11 protein-coding genes and 4 pseudogenes are annotated in these 14083 nt (G+C 48.6%); 7 read left to right on the top strand and 8 right to left on the bottom strand.

The annotated features are described in order from the left end of the window. Positions 1–60 precede the first annotated feature (60 nt). The gene (locus tag L1889_RS00895) at positions 61–537 is read left to right on the top strand and encodes an outer membrane lipoprotein (protein ID WP_238663620.1); all 477 of its coding nucleotides are present in this window, start codon (positions 61–63) and stop codon (positions 535–537) included. Positions 538–829: 292 nt separating this feature from the next. Here the strand turns inward: L1889_RS00895 and L1889_RS00890 are convergent. The 6 genes and pseudogenes from L1889_RS00890 to L1889_RS00865 form a co-directional block, all read right to left on the bottom strand. Then, positions 830–1811 (bottom strand): annotated as a pseudogene (locus tag L1889_RS00890) (branched-chain amino acid ABC transporter permease). Then, entirely contained in the window at positions 1808–2695 is an 888-nt protein-coding gene (locus tag L1889_RS00885; RefSeq protein ID WP_238663473.1) for a branched-chain amino acid ABC transporter permease, read from the bottom strand. Before L1889_RS00885 ends, L1889_RS00890 begins: the two are co-directional and overlap by 4 nt. 96 nt (positions 2696–2791) lie before the next feature. Continuing rightward, a complete protein-coding gene (locus tag L1889_RS00880) occupies positions 2792–3505 on the bottom strand; it encodes an ABC transporter ATP-binding protein (RefSeq protein WP_238663472.1) in 714 nt (237 codons plus the stop codon). Further along, a pseudogene (locus tag L1889_RS00875) lies at positions 3502–4271 on the bottom strand (ABC transporter ATP-binding protein). The gene L1889_RS00880 and the pseudogene L1889_RS00875 overlap by 4 nt, the downstream one beginning before the upstream one ends. A gap of 117 nt (positions 4272–4388) precedes the next feature. Further along, positions 4389–5603, bottom strand: a complete 1215-nt coding sequence (locus L1889_RS00870; RefSeq protein ID WP_238663471.1) for an ABC transporter substrate-binding protein — start codon at positions 5601–5603, stop codon at positions 4389–4391. Positions 5604–5791: 188 nt separating this feature from the next. Further along, positions 5792–6477 (bottom strand): annotated as a pseudogene (locus tag L1889_RS00865) (enoyl-CoA hydratase-related protein). A gap of 511 nt (positions 6478–6988) precedes the next feature. Here L1889_RS00865 and L1889_RS00860 point away from each other — a divergent pair. Together L1889_RS00860 and L1889_RS00855 are read left to right on the top strand one after the other, a co-directional pair. Next, a pseudogene (locus L1889_RS00860) lies at positions 6989–7777 on the top strand (thiolase family protein); the annotation flags it as partial. Continuing rightward, on the top strand, positions 7778–8191 hold the full coding sequence (locus tag L1889_RS00855) for a thiolase family protein (protein ID WP_308217578.1): 414 nt from the start codon (positions 7778–7780) through the stop codon (positions 8189–8191). A 33-nt stretch (positions 8192–8224) separates the two neighbouring features. On the opposite strand, the gene L1889_RS00850 is transcribed toward L1889_RS00855, so the two are convergent. Together L1889_RS00850 and rpoN are read right to left on the bottom strand one after the other, a co-directional pair. After that, the gene (locus tag L1889_RS00850; RefSeq protein ID WP_238663470.1) at positions 8225–9325 is read right to left on the bottom strand and encodes a CaiB/BaiF CoA transferase family protein; all 1101 of its coding nucleotides are present in this window, start codon (positions 9323–9325) and stop codon (positions 8225–8227) included. Positions 9326–9365: 40 nt separating this feature from the next. Continuing rightward, a complete protein-coding gene (rpoN, locus tag L1889_RS00845; RefSeq protein ID WP_238663469.1) occupies positions 9366–10775 on the bottom strand; it encodes an RNA polymerase factor sigma-54 in 1410 nt (469 codons plus the stop codon). Positions 10776–11077: 302 nt separating this feature from the next. Here rpoN and L1889_RS00840 point away from each other — a divergent pair, with 302 nt between their 5' ends. The 4 genes from L1889_RS00840 (at position 11078) to L1889_RS00830 (ending at position 14056) form a co-directional block, all read left to right on the top strand. Continuing rightward, on the top strand, positions 11078–11512 hold the full coding sequence (locus tag L1889_RS00840; RefSeq protein ID WP_238663468.1) for a hypothetical protein: 435 nt from the start codon (positions 11078–11080) through the stop codon (positions 11510–11512). A gap of 5 nt (positions 11513–11517) precedes the next feature. Beyond that, the gene (locus L1889_RS00835) at positions 11518–12579 is read left to right on the top strand and encodes a sigma-54 interaction domain-containing protein (protein ID WP_238663467.1); all 1062 of its coding nucleotides are present in this window, start codon (positions 11518–11520) and stop codon (positions 12577–12579) included. A gap of 18 nt (positions 12580–12597) precedes the next feature. Continuing rightward, complete coding sequence (locus L1889_RS18985; RefSeq protein ID WP_372870953.1) at positions 12598–12732, top strand: helix-turn-helix domain-containing protein; 135 nt, start codon at positions 12598–12600, stop codon at positions 12730–12732. Positions 12733–12811: 79 nt separating this feature from the next. Beyond that, entirely contained in the window at positions 12812–14056 is a 1245-nt protein-coding gene (locus L1889_RS00830) for a CaiB/BaiF CoA transferase family protein (RefSeq protein WP_238663466.1), read from the top strand. The last annotated feature ends 27 nt before the right edge of the window (positions 14057–14083 follow it).

The raw sequence follows: 14083 nt of genomic DNA, 5'->3' as shown, positions 1-14083 counted from the left end.
CGCGGAAATTTTGCTCCTCACGGAGTGTTATCGGAGTCACCTATGTCCAATCTAGGTTTTATGCAAACAGCGGCACGCCGCTTCGCCATTGTTGCACTGGCGGTATCGCCCTTGGTATTTATTGCGGGTTGCGCCAACAAATCCGCTTCCAGCAACGTATATAGTTACGGGCAAGCTCAGCGTGAGCAAATTGTACGCATGGGCACAGTCGTGTCGACCCGCGCGATCGTAATTCAAAATGAACAGTCGTCGGGTGTCGGTACTGTAGCCGGTGGCGCTCTGGGTGGTGTTGCGGGAAGCAGCATCGGTGGCGGAAGGGGTCAGATACTAGCCACGATTGGCGGAGCCCTATTGGGCGGGTTAGCCGGCACAGCGGTAGAAAACCAAACCGGGAAAACCCAGGGTCTGGAAGTAACCGTCCGCTTGGATAACGGAGAGACCCGCGTCATTGCACAAGCAGCCGATATCCAGTTTACTTCAGGCCAGCGTGTACGCTTATTAAGCGGTAACGGTCCTACCCGGGTCGTGCCTTTGTAAGTCTATAGGGTCTAGCCAAGTAGTTTGGTCTTGTGCTAAAACCAGAGTTCGTCATGTGGCCTCTGGCCTCACCCAAAAAAGCTCACTTCATCATTGAAGTGAGCTTTTTGCATATATAGAGCATTTAAAAGGCTCTAGTTTTTTCGGAAATGCAGAGAGAGTTTAATTGGTATTTCATTAGGGGCACGGACTAAGCAGTTTCCAACCCCTAGTTGGGAGCAGGGATTGGAAACAAGGCTGTCAAGCGGTAAGGTAATAGTAAATAGAGAACGTAGTCTTTTTGAGGATGGGCTCAATTAGTCTGAGTCTGCTGACGTATACGTACAAGGTTTAGAAGTTCCCCGACAATGCCACGCCTAAATGTCATAACGCATAAAATAAAGATTAGGCCAATCACTATGGTGACGGATTCTCCTAAAATTTGAAAGGCTTGTATACCTGTCACCTGACTTAGATAATGGCCAAAATCACCAACTTTGTTCTCAAGTATAACGACGATGAAGGCTCCCACTACAGGGCCAATCAAAGTACCCAGTCCCCCTATCAGAGTCATAAGTACAACCAAACCGGACATTTGCCAAGCTGCATCACCTAGCGTTGCAGAAACAAATACCAGTGATTTCATTGCCCCAGCAAGACCGGCAAGCCCCGCTGAAAGAATAAAGGTCACCAGTTTAAAGTGTTCAACCTTGTAGCCCAAAGAGATAGCGCGTGGCTCGTTTTCTCGTATAGCTCCCAACACTTGACCAAAAGGAGAGCACACAATACGCCATATTAGAGCGTAGGCCGCTAATGAAATGGTAAGAATTACGTAATATAAATTGATGTCTTTATTAAGATCGAAACCTAAAAGCGTGCCACGAGGAATTCCTTGGAGCCCATCTTCGCCACCAGTGAAGGGGGCCTGTAGAAAAAAGAAATATACCATCTGAGCCATAGCAAGTGTAATCATTGCGAAATAAATGCCGCTACGTCGGATAGCCAAACCTCCAATGATCAAACCCATGACCGCTGCAATCCCTGTACCGAACAACAGTCCAAAAAAGTTGACCAGCCCCATGTGGATAATGCGTGGCCAGTTGCATACGCAGCTCCCCTAGAAATGCGGCATGGCCAAATGACAGTAAACCGGTGTAGCCCAGTAAAAGATTGAACGCACACGCAAATAAGGCGTAGCACATTATCTTCATGACAAAAATTGGATAAGCACCTAACGCTGGTAAGAAAGCAAGGATGAGTATGGCCGCAAAAAAACCAAGTAATTGTCGGTTCATGATTCTTTTCCAAAAAGCCCGTTAGGACGTATTAATAAAACAATTACCATTATGATAAAGACCACTGTATTGGAGGCTTCGGGCCAGAATACTTTTGTAAGGCCCTCGATAACCCCCAGCCCCAAGCCTGTCACGATTGATCCTAAAATCGAACCCATGCCCCCAATAACGACAACAGCAAAAACAACAATAATCAAATTAGTGCCCATTAGCGGAGAAACTTGAAGTATTGGGGCTGCCAACACTCCTGCAAAGGCGGCCAGGCTTACCCCAAAACCGTATGTTAAGGTAACCATTAAGGGGACATTAATGCCAAAACTCTCTACTAGCTTAGGGTTTTCTGTGCCAGCGCGTAGTAGTGCACCAAGGCGGGTTCTTTCGATAATGAACCAAGTCCCAAAACACGCAAAGAGTGAAGCAATTACTACCCACAAGCGATAGATTGGCAAGTACATAAAACCTAAATTTAGGCCTCCTTGCAACAATTCAGGTGTGGGGTATGGCTTCCCCGATACGCCATAGGAACCTCTAAAGATCCCTTCAATAAGTAACGTAAAGCCGAAAGTTAATAGAAGACCGTATAAATGATCCAATCGGTACAATCGTCGTATTAAAGTACGTTCTAGAAAAATACCCAATAGCCCAACCGTAGCAGGCGCGAGTAGTAACATGGCCCAATAGTTAAGACCTAGATACTGAAACCCCATCCAGGCGACAAATGCGCCTAGCATATACAGCGCACCGTGCGCGAAATTAATTACATTGAGCAAACCAAATATAACGGCAAGCCCGAGCGACAGGACTGCGTAAAATGAACCGTTAACCAGCCCTAGTAGAAGTTGACCGAACAAAGCTTGAATAGGGATACCAAATAGAGCAGTCATGTCGTAAGTAAATCCGTATTAGTGGAAACACAAGCTATCGCCTTGAGTTGTGTCATAGAGACGAGTTCCTTTAATTTCAATGCGGGATTCTTTTCTTTAAACACCCAGCAGGCGCTTAAGTAGTTGTTGTTTGGACGCGAGTTGATGCGCTGCAAAACCCTCCACAATTTGGCCATGCTCCATTACATAAAAGCGGTCAGCTAACGGTGCGGCAAAATGGAAGTTTTGTTCAACCATCACAATCGTGTAGCCTTTGGATTTCAGCGTCGTTATCATCCTTGCAAGTGCCTGCACGATAACCGGTGCTAGGCCTTCAGAAATTTCATCTAAGAGCAATAAGTTGGCTCCTGTACGCAATATCCGCGCCACGGCAAGCATTTGTTGTTCACCACCAGATAACCTTGTGCCCGGAGAAAGCTTACGTTCTTTAAGGTTTGGAAACATGCCATAGATTTCATCTAGGGACATTCCGCCATCCTGGGCATGTTTTACTTTGGGTGTCAGTAAAAGATTCTCTTCGCATGTTAAAGCGGAAAAAATTCCTCTTTCTTCTGGGCAGTAGCCGATTCCTAAGTGAGCAATTCGATGTGTAGGCAAATAGATAGCCTCTGTCCCGTGGATTCGAATTGATCCTTTGCGAGTACCCGTAAGACCTAATATGGCTCTCAAGGTGGTAGTTCGCCCTGCACCGTTGCGGCCCAAAAGAGTTACTATCTCGCCTTGCGCTACGCTAAGATCCACACCGTGGAGAACATGGGATTCTCCATACCACGCATTCAATCCGCTAATTTCAAGAGCAGCAATACTCATAGCTTGGCCTCTTGAGTTTCAGTAGTAGTTCCCATATAAGCTTCTATTACTGCCGGGTTGCTGGATATTTCGGAATAGTTTCCTTCAGCTAATACCGCTCCGCGGGCTAGTACGGTAATTCTGTCTGCAATCGACGAGATAACGTTCATGTTGTGCTCTACCATGAGGATGGTGCGTCCTTCACTGACTTGCTCAATCAACTCCGTTACATGTTCAACATCCTCATGACCCATTCCTTGAGTGGGTTCGTCCAGTAACATTAATAGAGGATCCATAGCAAGTGTTGTGGCGATCTCTAGAGCGCGTTTACGTCCGTATGGCAAACTGGCAGTTGGATGATTTGCATATTGAGCTAAACCGACTCGCTCCAGTAAGGCGATAGCTTGGTCGTTTAGCCGGTATAAAACACGTTGGCTACGCCAGAAATGCATAGATTGACCTGTAGCGCGCTGCAGCCCGATGCGTACGTTTTCCAGTAAAGTCAGCTGTGGAAAGACGGCTGAGATTTGAAAGGAACGAATAACGCCGTGCTTGGCAATATCCGCAGGATTTTCATGTGTGATTTCTGTGTCACAGAAAAAATCTTACCGGAGGTCGGTTTTAAAAACTTGGTGAGCAAGTTAAAGCACGTCGTTTTACCCGCGCCATTTGGACCGATAAGAGCATGAATGCTTCCACGCTTAACTTGCAGATTTACATTGTTTACCGCTACGAAACCTTCAAATTCTTTAATTAAATTTTGAGTTTCAAGAATGTACTCGTTCATAAGACGGTGCCTCCAAAATTAATATGGATTTGGCTGTAGGGCAGGGGGATTAACTTTAGGATGGTTTAATCGAAACGATCGAGCGTCTTTCGATTAAACCGCTACGACGTTAGCGTTTTATTGTTTAATTAATGGGCAGACGCTCGAAGACAGCGGAAGATAGGCCTCATCGCCAGGAATTATTGTGTTGATCTTTAGTAGATCCCATTCGCTGGTGGACTCAGATGGCTTTTTGGCTTCGACCAGCATCATGTCATAAACCATGCGGCCATCGGCTCGAATTTTCCCATTCGGTGCGAAAAAATCATTAATAGGGGTTTCTTTCATCTGAGCTGCTACGACCTCTGCGTCATCTGTACCCACTGCTTGAACTGCGCTTAAATAGTGCATCGTGGCCGAGTATGCACCCGCTTGCACCATGGATGGCATTGCATTGTGTAATTCATAAAAACGATTTGACCACTCTCGTGTATCGTCATTTTTATCCCAGTAGTAGCCAGTAGTGAACTGTAGTCCTTGCGCAGCATTTAACCCCATACCTTTGATATCATTGATAAATACCAGTAGGGTGGCCAAGCTTTGACCAGATTGTGTAATGCCGAACTCGGAGGCTTGGCGCACAGAGACTTGTGTGTCTGTGCCTGCGTTAGCAAGGCCAATTACATCCGCCCCTGAAGCCTGAGCTTGGAGTAGATAAGACGAAAAATCTGAGCTAAATAAGGGAGCACGTACTTTGCCTAAAACTTTTCCGCCATTTTCTACTACAACCTCACTGGTGTCTTTTTCTAGTGAATGCCCAAATGCATAGTCGGCCGTAATGAAGAACCATGTTTTGCCACCTTCGCGTGTAACGGCTGCACCAGTACCGTGTGCCAGAGCGTGTGTGTCATAAATATAGTGAATGCCATAGGGTGAGCATTCAGCATTTGTGAGGGCAGATGAAGCGGACCCTGCGAAAATAGTCATTTTTTTCTTCTCTTTTCCGAGCTTTTGTAACCCGAGAGAAGAAGCGGAGTCAGTGGATTCGATAATAACGCTGACGTTATCTCGGTCATACCATTGGCGCGCCCGGGCCATGGTGATGTCCAGTTTGTTCTGATAGTCAGCAGATAAAACTTCGATGGGACGATCTAATACTTCGCCGCCGAAGTCGTCGACTGCCATTTTGATTGCAGTAACAACGCCAGGGCCGCCATGGGCGGAATAGACGCCGGTCATATCGACAATAGCGCCAATTTTGAACGGTTCAACGGCTTGGGCATGAACGGATGATAATGCAGATAAACTGCTCATTAAAACCAAGCTCAAGTGGGATAACTTAAAGAATTTCATTTTTGTACTCCTCGCTGTTTTTAAGAGATGCTTTTATTGCGACTGGCGCTCAACAATTCGCCTTACCAGCATTATTTGTGTCGGGATCATCCTGACCTCATGTCTGCGGTAGGCCTTACATCACTGAGCGTTGTTACCGTGTGTGTCATACGATTCCTGATCAAAGTGGTCTACTTTTGCTTTGTTGTTCAGTGCCCAAAGCGCGACGCATCAGGTTTTCTTCGGTCGGCAAACGAAGTGGCTAGTTCATTGTGTTCGTCTGTTTCTAGATAGCTCCTTAGCAATACGTCATGTGCCATGCGTGATAATCCACTTACGCCTCCATGACGAGCATTAAAGGCGCTCTTGATAGCAGCAAGAGCTACTGACCCTCGATCGGCGATTTCAAGCGCCATTGTTTGGGTAGCTGAACGTAAGTCTCCAGCGGGGACAACTTTATTGATTAGGCCCATTTCTAATGCTTCTTGTGGCGAAATTTTTGGATTCCTGTACCAGATTTCTTTAGCCCGTTTTTTGCCTACCAAATCTTCTAAATACCAAGTTCCATAACCTGCATCGAAACTGCCGACCATGGGGCCAACTTGCCGAAACATTGCAGTGTCTGCAGATATCGTGATGTCGCAAACCATTTGTAGTACGTTACCCCCGCCAACAGCATATCCATTCACTGATGCGATGACTGGCTTCTGTAAACGATCAATGCTTTCATACATATCCAGAACAGGTAGCACCCCGGCATAGAGCAAAGAGTCCTCCATTCCATCTTTGCGGCCGCCTAAACAAAAAAACGATCCCCTGCGCCTGTAATAACAATCACGCGGGTACGTGTTTCCCGGCGAATATTATTGATGCAGTCGCGAATTTCATCACACATAAGCGGTGTAAACATATTCCCATCCTCGGGTCGATTGAGGGTAATCGTCCCGATTGGTCCATCTTCTTCGTAGAGTATTTCTTTGAATGTCATGTGTTCTTCCTAGGTTGTTTTTAATAGGCCATCATTGTCATAAGTACCGATTTCAACACTCTTGGATCTTCGGCGTCCGTGCTAAGCCCACAGCTTGTATCTATTGCGATAAGTATGAGTACCGGAGTCCCAATGGTTTTATATATATGCATTGAATACTGTTGTGAGTGTTGATAGAACATCACGCAAATATCATGCCAATCTTCTTCGCTGATAAAACACTAACTATTTCTGAAGAAAACTCTCTCAAGAGGGGAGCAGCTAGCAGCGACGCCTACAGACACGCTCTTCTGTCCTCGATGTGTATATATCGCTGGTTGCGATTTTAGGTGATTGTTCAGTAGGTGATGACTTGGCTCGAATCTTGCGTGGATATAACGGTAAACATTTTATGTTGACCGTTTATTGAGGAGTCTTTATGAGCCGTCAGGCCTTTATTTGTGATGCTATACGAACCCCGTTTGGCCGTTATGGTGGTGCGCTATCGGATATGCGTGCCGATGACCTAGCCGCGGTGCCCCTGCGCGCATTAATGAGCCGTAATCCAGGTGTGGATTGGAATGCTGTTGATGATGTGTTAATGGGTTGCGCTAATCAGGCTGGAGAGGACAATCGTAATGTTGCTCGCATGGCGACGTTGCTTGCAGGCTTGCCGGAAAGCGTGTCAGCGATGACAATTAATAGACTGTGTGGTTCAGGTTTAGATGCGGTAGGTACGGCGGCACGTGCGATCAAGGCGGGTGAAGCACGCTTGATTCTGGCTGGAGGTGTTGAAAGCATGAGCCGTGCGCCGTTTGTAGTACCTAAGGCTGGGGCTGCTTTCTCTCGTGCTAACGCTATATATGATACGACCATCGGATGGCGCTTCGTTAATACCTTGATGGCGGCGCAGTATGGGACAGACTCCATGCCTGAGACTGCCGAGAATGTAGCCGATGAATACGGCATTAGTCGTCACGATCAAGATTGCATGGCCCTGGCTAGTCAGGAAAAGGCGCGTGCAGCCCAACTTGCAGGTCATTTAGCACGGGAAATTACACCGGTATACATACAACAAAAAAGGTGATCCACTCATTGTGGATGTTGATGAACACCCGCGTTTGACGAATATGGACACGCTTGCCAAATTACGGGGGTGGTGCGGCCGGATGGTTCGGTGACGGCTGGCAATGCGAGTGGAGTCAATGATGGTGCGTGTGCGCTGCTTTTGATTGATGAGACACAGGCCGCACGGTTTGGCTTGACGCCGCGTGTCCGAGTGGTTGGTATGGCTGCAGCCGGGGTTCAGCCAAGAGTGATGGGCATAGGTCCGGCACCCGCATCCATGAAAGTACTTGAACAGACTGGGTTGAGTCTTGAGCAAATGGATGTGATTGAACTCAATGAGGCTTTTGCCGCTCAGGGTCTGGCAGTATTGCGTTTACTGGGCTTAGCCGATGATGATGTCCGGGTCAATGCCTGGGGTGGGGCGATAGCCTTGGGTCATCCGTTGGGGGCTAGCGGTGCACGACTAGTCACAACGGCGATTAATCGTTTGCATGAAGTCGGCGGTCGTTATGCTCTGGTCACTATGTGTATTGGTGTGGGGCAAGGCATCGCGATTGTGTTGGAACGAGTATGAGAATAGCCCCTTGATGGGGGCTAAGTCTTATTGCTAAGTGTTAAGTTCACCCAGTTCTGGTGAACGAGCTATGGCATCGGGGTCTCGAAGCTCTGGGCAAATGATTGATGGCAAGGCGGGAACCGTCTTGTCACCGAGAGTCAGGGGTTTGCTAAAAACGCCTCGGGCAGACCAATGTGGATCCTGCATGGCTTCTTGCAAAGTTAGTACGAGGGAGCAGCACACATCGACCCCTTCAAACGCCGCCATCCAGTCGGCAGCATCCCTGCTGATAATGATTTGCGCGATGGCATCTCGGGTGGCCTGGGGGTTAAGGCTGTCGTCAACAAGTTCTGGAGGCAGTTTAAGTATTTTTGTGAAATTCGCCCAGAACTTATCTTCAAGTGGAGCAGCTGCAAGATGCCGATTATCGCGCGTGCGATAGATCTGGTAGCGTGGGGAGCCTCCTGTAACGGTCTCGCCGCCGGCTGCGGGCCATTGATCCAGAGCGTGGGCATTGCCTAGTGCCCAATACAGAAATGGAAAGAGGTTCTCGCCCATGGCGACTTCGATCCAGCACCCCTTTTTTGTACGATCACGCTGCCTAAGTGCCAGCAGCATATTGATCATGGCCGGATAGGCTCCAGCTGCGATGTCGGCGGCCAGGATGGGAGGCAGGATAGGGCCCCCTGTGCCGTCTACGCTTAGGCCCAGCACCCCGGTTTCAGCCATATAGTTCAAATCGTGGCCTGCAGCCGTTGACTTCGGGCCCGTGCTGCCCCAGCCATTGATCGAACAGTAAATGATATCGGGATTAATCTTTAGGATATCTTCATAGCCCAGACCTAGCCGAGCCATGACGCCTGGTCGAAATTGCTCGACGATAATATCGGCCTTTTCCAGTAAGGGGCGCAGTCGGTCCAGTGCGCCAGGCTCTTTGATATTGATTGAAAGGCTGGATTTTCCCCGATTGAGCATAGCGAAGTTGATCCCTTCGCCATTGACCGCTGGTTGATAAAGGCGCATGTCGTCGCCAGTAGGAGGTCGTTCTATCTTAATGACTTGTGCACCGGCATCGGCTAGAAATAAGGTAGCCATTGGCCCAGGTAGCAGAGTGCTGAAGTCTAGAACGAGAATGTCTTTTAAGGGTGGCATTGGTTCTTCCTGTGTGGAGGTTACGGTGTTCGTGCCCATGTCAGTTGATAGGAGCGGCGGCGACACTGTCTGCGAGGGATGGTTTTGCTGTTTGGCTTATATGCCAAGGCAGGCGCATCCGCCTGCGACGTTGTGCTGATGACGGAATGCTTAACTGATTGCGGTACTTCGCTACTGTACGACGGGCGATTTGTATGCCTTCCTCTTGCAAGGTGTCGACGATGGCTTCGTCCGACAGAATTGAATCATGTGTTTCGCTTGCAACCAGATTTTTGATTCGATGCCGGATGGCTGACGCTGCCACGTCTTGCGCTTGCAAGGAGTCAGAGAAAAAATGCTTGAATGGCACTTGGCCTTGAGGGCATAGCATGTATCTATTAGCGATGGTGCGACTGACTGTAGACTCGTGCAAACCTAGAACCCGCGCAATGTCTTTTTGGAGCAATGGCCGAAGATGGCTGTCTCCGTGATAGAGGAAATCTGCCTGATTTTTAATGATTTCCGTCGCAATTTTGAGTGTTGTTTGCATTCTTTGATCTAGATGGTGGACCAGAGTGTTAGCTTGGCGCAAGCAGGTCTGCAAAAAGTCTTTGTCTTCGCGTTTGTGCATTTGGGTTGAAAGTTCGGTGAAATATTCGCGATCCACCATCAGGCGTGGCAGCAGTGCATGATTGGCTTCTACACGAATGCGGCCTTCGACGCTTGCGGATACAATAATGTCAGGCAATGCTGGTTGTACGAAATCGACGCTGAATTGGTATCCGGGCTTGGGGTTCAGTCTTCGCAATGATTCCAGAAGATCCCCAAGCTTATCGACAGACACCTTGCAGCGTTTGGCGAGCCGATTGATTTCGCCCTGTTCGATCAAGTCCAGATTTGCAAGTAATATTTCTGTGGTTGGACAAAGGCGGTCTTGGCTCCGTAGCTGAAGCCACAGGCATTCGCGCAGAGTGCGTGCGCCAACCCCGACGGGTTCCAGTGTCTGCACGGTGTGCAGGGCTTCTTCGAGCATGTTCGAAGGAATATTCAGCAGTTCAGCCAAGTCTTCCAAAGGGGAGCGCAGATAGCCGTCGGGTTCTAGGGAGTCGATCAGATACAGCGCAAGGCTTTGTTGGTCGGGTGAACCCCTGAGTACGGCAACTTGCTGAATCAGGTGATTGCGCAGGCTGGTTTCAACTCTGATGGATTCAACCCATGGCGGCAGCTCGTCGTCTATAGAACGAAATCCTGTACTGGCATAGTTGCGAGGATAGAGCTCGACAGGGGCTGGCGCCTCATTCACGGAAGCAGATAAGCGCAGCAAGGGGTTGCTGTCCAGCTGTTCACGTAAGAATGCTTCAAGCTCTTCTTGTCCATACTCCAGGATTTCGACCGCCTGTATGGCTTGGTGACTAATAAGCAGAGATTGGCTGGTCTGCTGCTGAGTTCCAAGGTTAACCTTTATATCCATCGGAGCCTCCTCTGGCTACTTCTTATCCTATCCACAACGTTCTATAGGATCTGTCTAACGGCAGTATTTTAGTTTTACACGCAAGAATCATGCCAAATTATAAATATGTTTGATTCGTGTACAAAAAAAGCGTGTGTTTGCTATTTATTTATCATTTGTTTGACAAAGTGACCACAGCGAAGACATTATCCTTCGGAGCAGGTTTTTAATTAAAAATCATTAATTATGGCGATCCGTCGCTAGTTAACCTTTGACTGCCAGCAAGACGCTGAAGATGATCAAGCTGGGTTTTGGGTGGAGATATGACAGAAAATAAGGTGGATTTGGTTGGCAGTGGAGTCTTGGGTGTTGCTCTGCTGGATCCGTCGGGAAAGATACAGGCCCATATCGGTGCCGCCTCGCAATCACGAGTGCGTGCGTTGCTGATGGATCAAGGCTGGCTGCACGAGGCGCTGGAACGGCGTCTGCAGGTGGTTACGTTTACGGACGCGCACTATATAGCGATCGTGACAGCTTTAGAGGAAGGCACGCTTGTTGTTTTTTTTGGAGGCTATAGTGAAACTGTTCTGAAATTTCTGATGGGAGTCGATTTCGCCTTTGACATCATTGAACACCTACTGCTCGATCCTTTCGATGCCATGGTGATGATTGATGCCAAAGAACGTCTGGTTTTTGTTTCACCTATCCATGAGAAGTATTTTGGTCTTAAAGAGGGTGAGGGGTCGGACAGAAAGTAACGGATGTGATCGAGAACACACGTTTGAATTACGTTATTCGCACAGGTGTGGCCGAGATTGGTCAGATTCAGCGTATGCGGGGTGGAGAGCGCGTGGTTTCGCGACACCCTATCCGACACGACGGGAAGGTGGTGGGGGCCATTGGGCGGGTGATGTTCAAAGGCCCGCAGCAGGTAGAGGCGTTGTCGCGTCGTATTAATGCGCTAGAGCAAGAAATTGAAAGCTACAGAAGTGAAGCACGTAAAAACCGTCAGAATGAGTCCTACCTAGATGTCATTGTAGGGTGCAGTCCTGCCATTATGTATTTGCGTGATCAGATCAGAAAAATTGCACCACTCGATATCCCCGTGCTGATTCAGGGCGAAAGTGGAACCGGTAAAGAGCTGGTTGCCCAGGCCTTGCATATGCTTAGTGCTCGTAGTCAAGAGCGCTTGGTGACCGTGAATGCTGCGGCGTTGCCGGCCCAGTTGGTCGAGAGTGAGCTATTTGGTTACGAGGCGGGTTCATTTACGGGGGCCGATCAGAAAGGTCGTGCGGGTAAGTTTGAGCAAGCCGAAAAAGGTACATTGTTTCTGGATGAGATCGGTGATATGCCGCTTGAGGTCCAGGCGAAATTACTCCGCGTCTTGCAAGATCGGATTGTCGAGAGGGTTGGAGGAGGTAACCCTAAGCATATTGATTTTCGCCTTTGTTCTGCCACCAATCGCAATCTTGAAGAGTTCGTAGAGCAAGGAAAGTTCCGACTAGATCTTTTTTATCGGATTAGTACCGTCGTGATTCAGATGCCTGCTTTAGCTGATCGCCTAGAAGATATCCCCTTGTTGCTGAATCACTTTTTATCGCAGTTTGCAACGCAATACAGCCGCAAGATTCCGGAAGTCGATGTGGCGGTTCTGGACCATCTGATGGAACGTACTTGGCCCGGTAATGTGCGCGAATTGAGGCATGTAATCGAAAGGGCCTTTGTCTTTTGCGAGGACGATCGTCTTAGGGTGACCGACTTTAAATCTGCTGGCAATAAAGATGATATTGAAGGTGTTCAGGGGGGCGTCTTTAGCAGGTGGTGAAATCGGCGAGGGAGGGGGTTGCGTGATGCGCTTGACCGCTATGAGCGTGAAATCATGAACGAGGCTATGCTGCGATTTAATGGTAATAAGAAAAAAGTAGCAGAATACCTCGGCATATCCAGAACGTATCTTTACAAGAAAATCAACGGATAGAATGGGACCGGCATCAGCTTTGATGCCTTCTGGCACGAGTCTTGCGTGTATACCGACTATGAGAGTCATAGGAGGCGAGATGAAAGACGCTAGTGTCGTAAAAATTTCGGATCAGGCCGAAGCACCCTGGCTGAGGCTGCCGGTGCGGGATGTGGGTGATGGGTTCCAATTGCTGGCTGGATATACCATTTTGGATTTGACGACTTCAGTTGCCGGGCCCTATGGCACCATGCTGCTGTCGGATTTTGGTGCTGACGTGATCAAGGTAGAGCGACCTAATGGGGATGACGCTCGCCGCTGGGGCCCTCCCTTTTTGAATGGTCATTCTTTATGGTTTACGGCGGTTAATCGTAATAAAAAGAGTGTCGTTATAGATATGACAGGGGATGAGGGGCGTTCGCAGTTTCGCGAACTTTTATTGCAGGTTGATGTGCTGTTTTGTAATCAGCCTCTCGATATACAACGCAAGCTTGGTATCGATTATGAAACCTTAAAAACCATAAAAGAAGACCTGATCTTTGTGGCAATTACCGGTTTTGGACTGGATGGTGAACGTGCCGAACTGACCTGTTATGACCTGATTGCAGAAGGGTATTCTGGGGTTATGGATTTGACGGGGGCAGCGGACAGCGCCCCTCAGAAGATCGGTGCGCCTGCTGCTGATATGTTGGCAGGTCAAGATGCGGCTATGGCCACGGTGGTGGCCTTGTTGAATCACCAGCGTAGCGGTAAAGGAGCAAAGATTGATGTCAGTTTGGCTGAAAGTATGGCACGTTTTTTGACATGCAGAATATCTAGCTATCTGGGCTCTGGCGAGGTTCCTACACGCTCAGGGGGCACCGATAGCGTGATTGCCATTTATCAGAGCTTTAACACAGCCGATGAGCCACTGAATCTAGGCTTGGGCTCGGACGCAATCTGGAAACGGTTTTGGCATGCTGTGGGCGAGCCTGACTATGCCGAGCGTCCTGAGTTCCGGAGCAATGCAGATCGTCGGCTTCGACGGGGTGAAATTGTTGCGGACATACAGCGAATCCTGCTGGATCGTAAGCGTGGGCAATGGCTGGACGTCTTCGCAGAAGCGCGTATACCTGCCGGCCCTTTGAATCGCGTTGATGAGGCCGCACATGATCAGGCCTTCCAGCAGCGTGGTCTGTTCTTTACGCTTAAGGATGGAGAGCAGTTGTTGCCACAGGTGGGGCTGGGTATTCGTATCGATGGTGAATCATCGACTCCGCGCTCAGCGCCACCAACTCTGGGCCAACACACAGAGGATATATTGTCGGCTTTGCATAGATCAAAGGCAGGGGCTTCATCACGATGATTACTAGGCTGAATATTCACGTTTTTA

This window comes from Paenalcaligenes niemegkensis (assembly GCF_022230885.1).
Lineage (GTDB): Bacteria > Pseudomonadota > Gammaproteobacteria > Burkholderiales > Burkholderiaceae_B > Paenalcaligenes > Paenalcaligenes niemegkensis.
This window is presented reverse-complemented; position numbering and strand designations above follow the sequence as displayed.

Bases quoted from the DNA above. Each gene is read 5' to 3' on its own strand.
- L1889_RS00895 (WP_238663620.1), top strand. From the start codon at position 61: ATGCAAACAGCGGCACGCCGCTTCGCCATTGTTGCACTGGCGGTATCG.
- L1889_RS00885 (WP_238663473.1), bottom strand. From the start codon at position 2,695: ATGACTGCTCTATTTGGTATCCCTATTCAAGCTTTGTTCGGTCAACTT.
- L1889_RS00880 (WP_238663472.1), bottom strand. From the start codon at position 3,505: ATGAGTATTGCTGCTCTTGAAATTAGCGGATTGAATGCGTGGTATGGA.
- L1889_RS00870 (WP_238663471.1), bottom strand. From the start codon at position 5,603: ATGAAATTCTTTAAGTTATCCCACTTGAGCTTGGTTTTAATGAGCAGT.
- L1889_RS00850 (WP_238663470.1), bottom strand. From the start codon at position 9,325: ATGCCACCCTTAAAAGACATTCTCGTTCTAGACTTCAGCACTCTGCTA.
- rpoN (WP_238663469.1), bottom strand. From the start codon at position 10,775: ATGGATATAAAGGTTAACCTTGGAACTCAGCAGCAGACCAGCCAATCT.
- L1889_RS00840 (WP_238663468.1), top strand. From the start codon at position 11,078: ATGACAGAAAATAAGGTGGATTTGGTTGGCAGTGGAGTCTTGGGTGTT.
- L1889_RS00830 (WP_238663466.1), top strand. From the start codon at position 12,812: ATGAAAGACGCTAGTGTCGTAAAAATTTCGGATCAGGCCGAAGCACCC.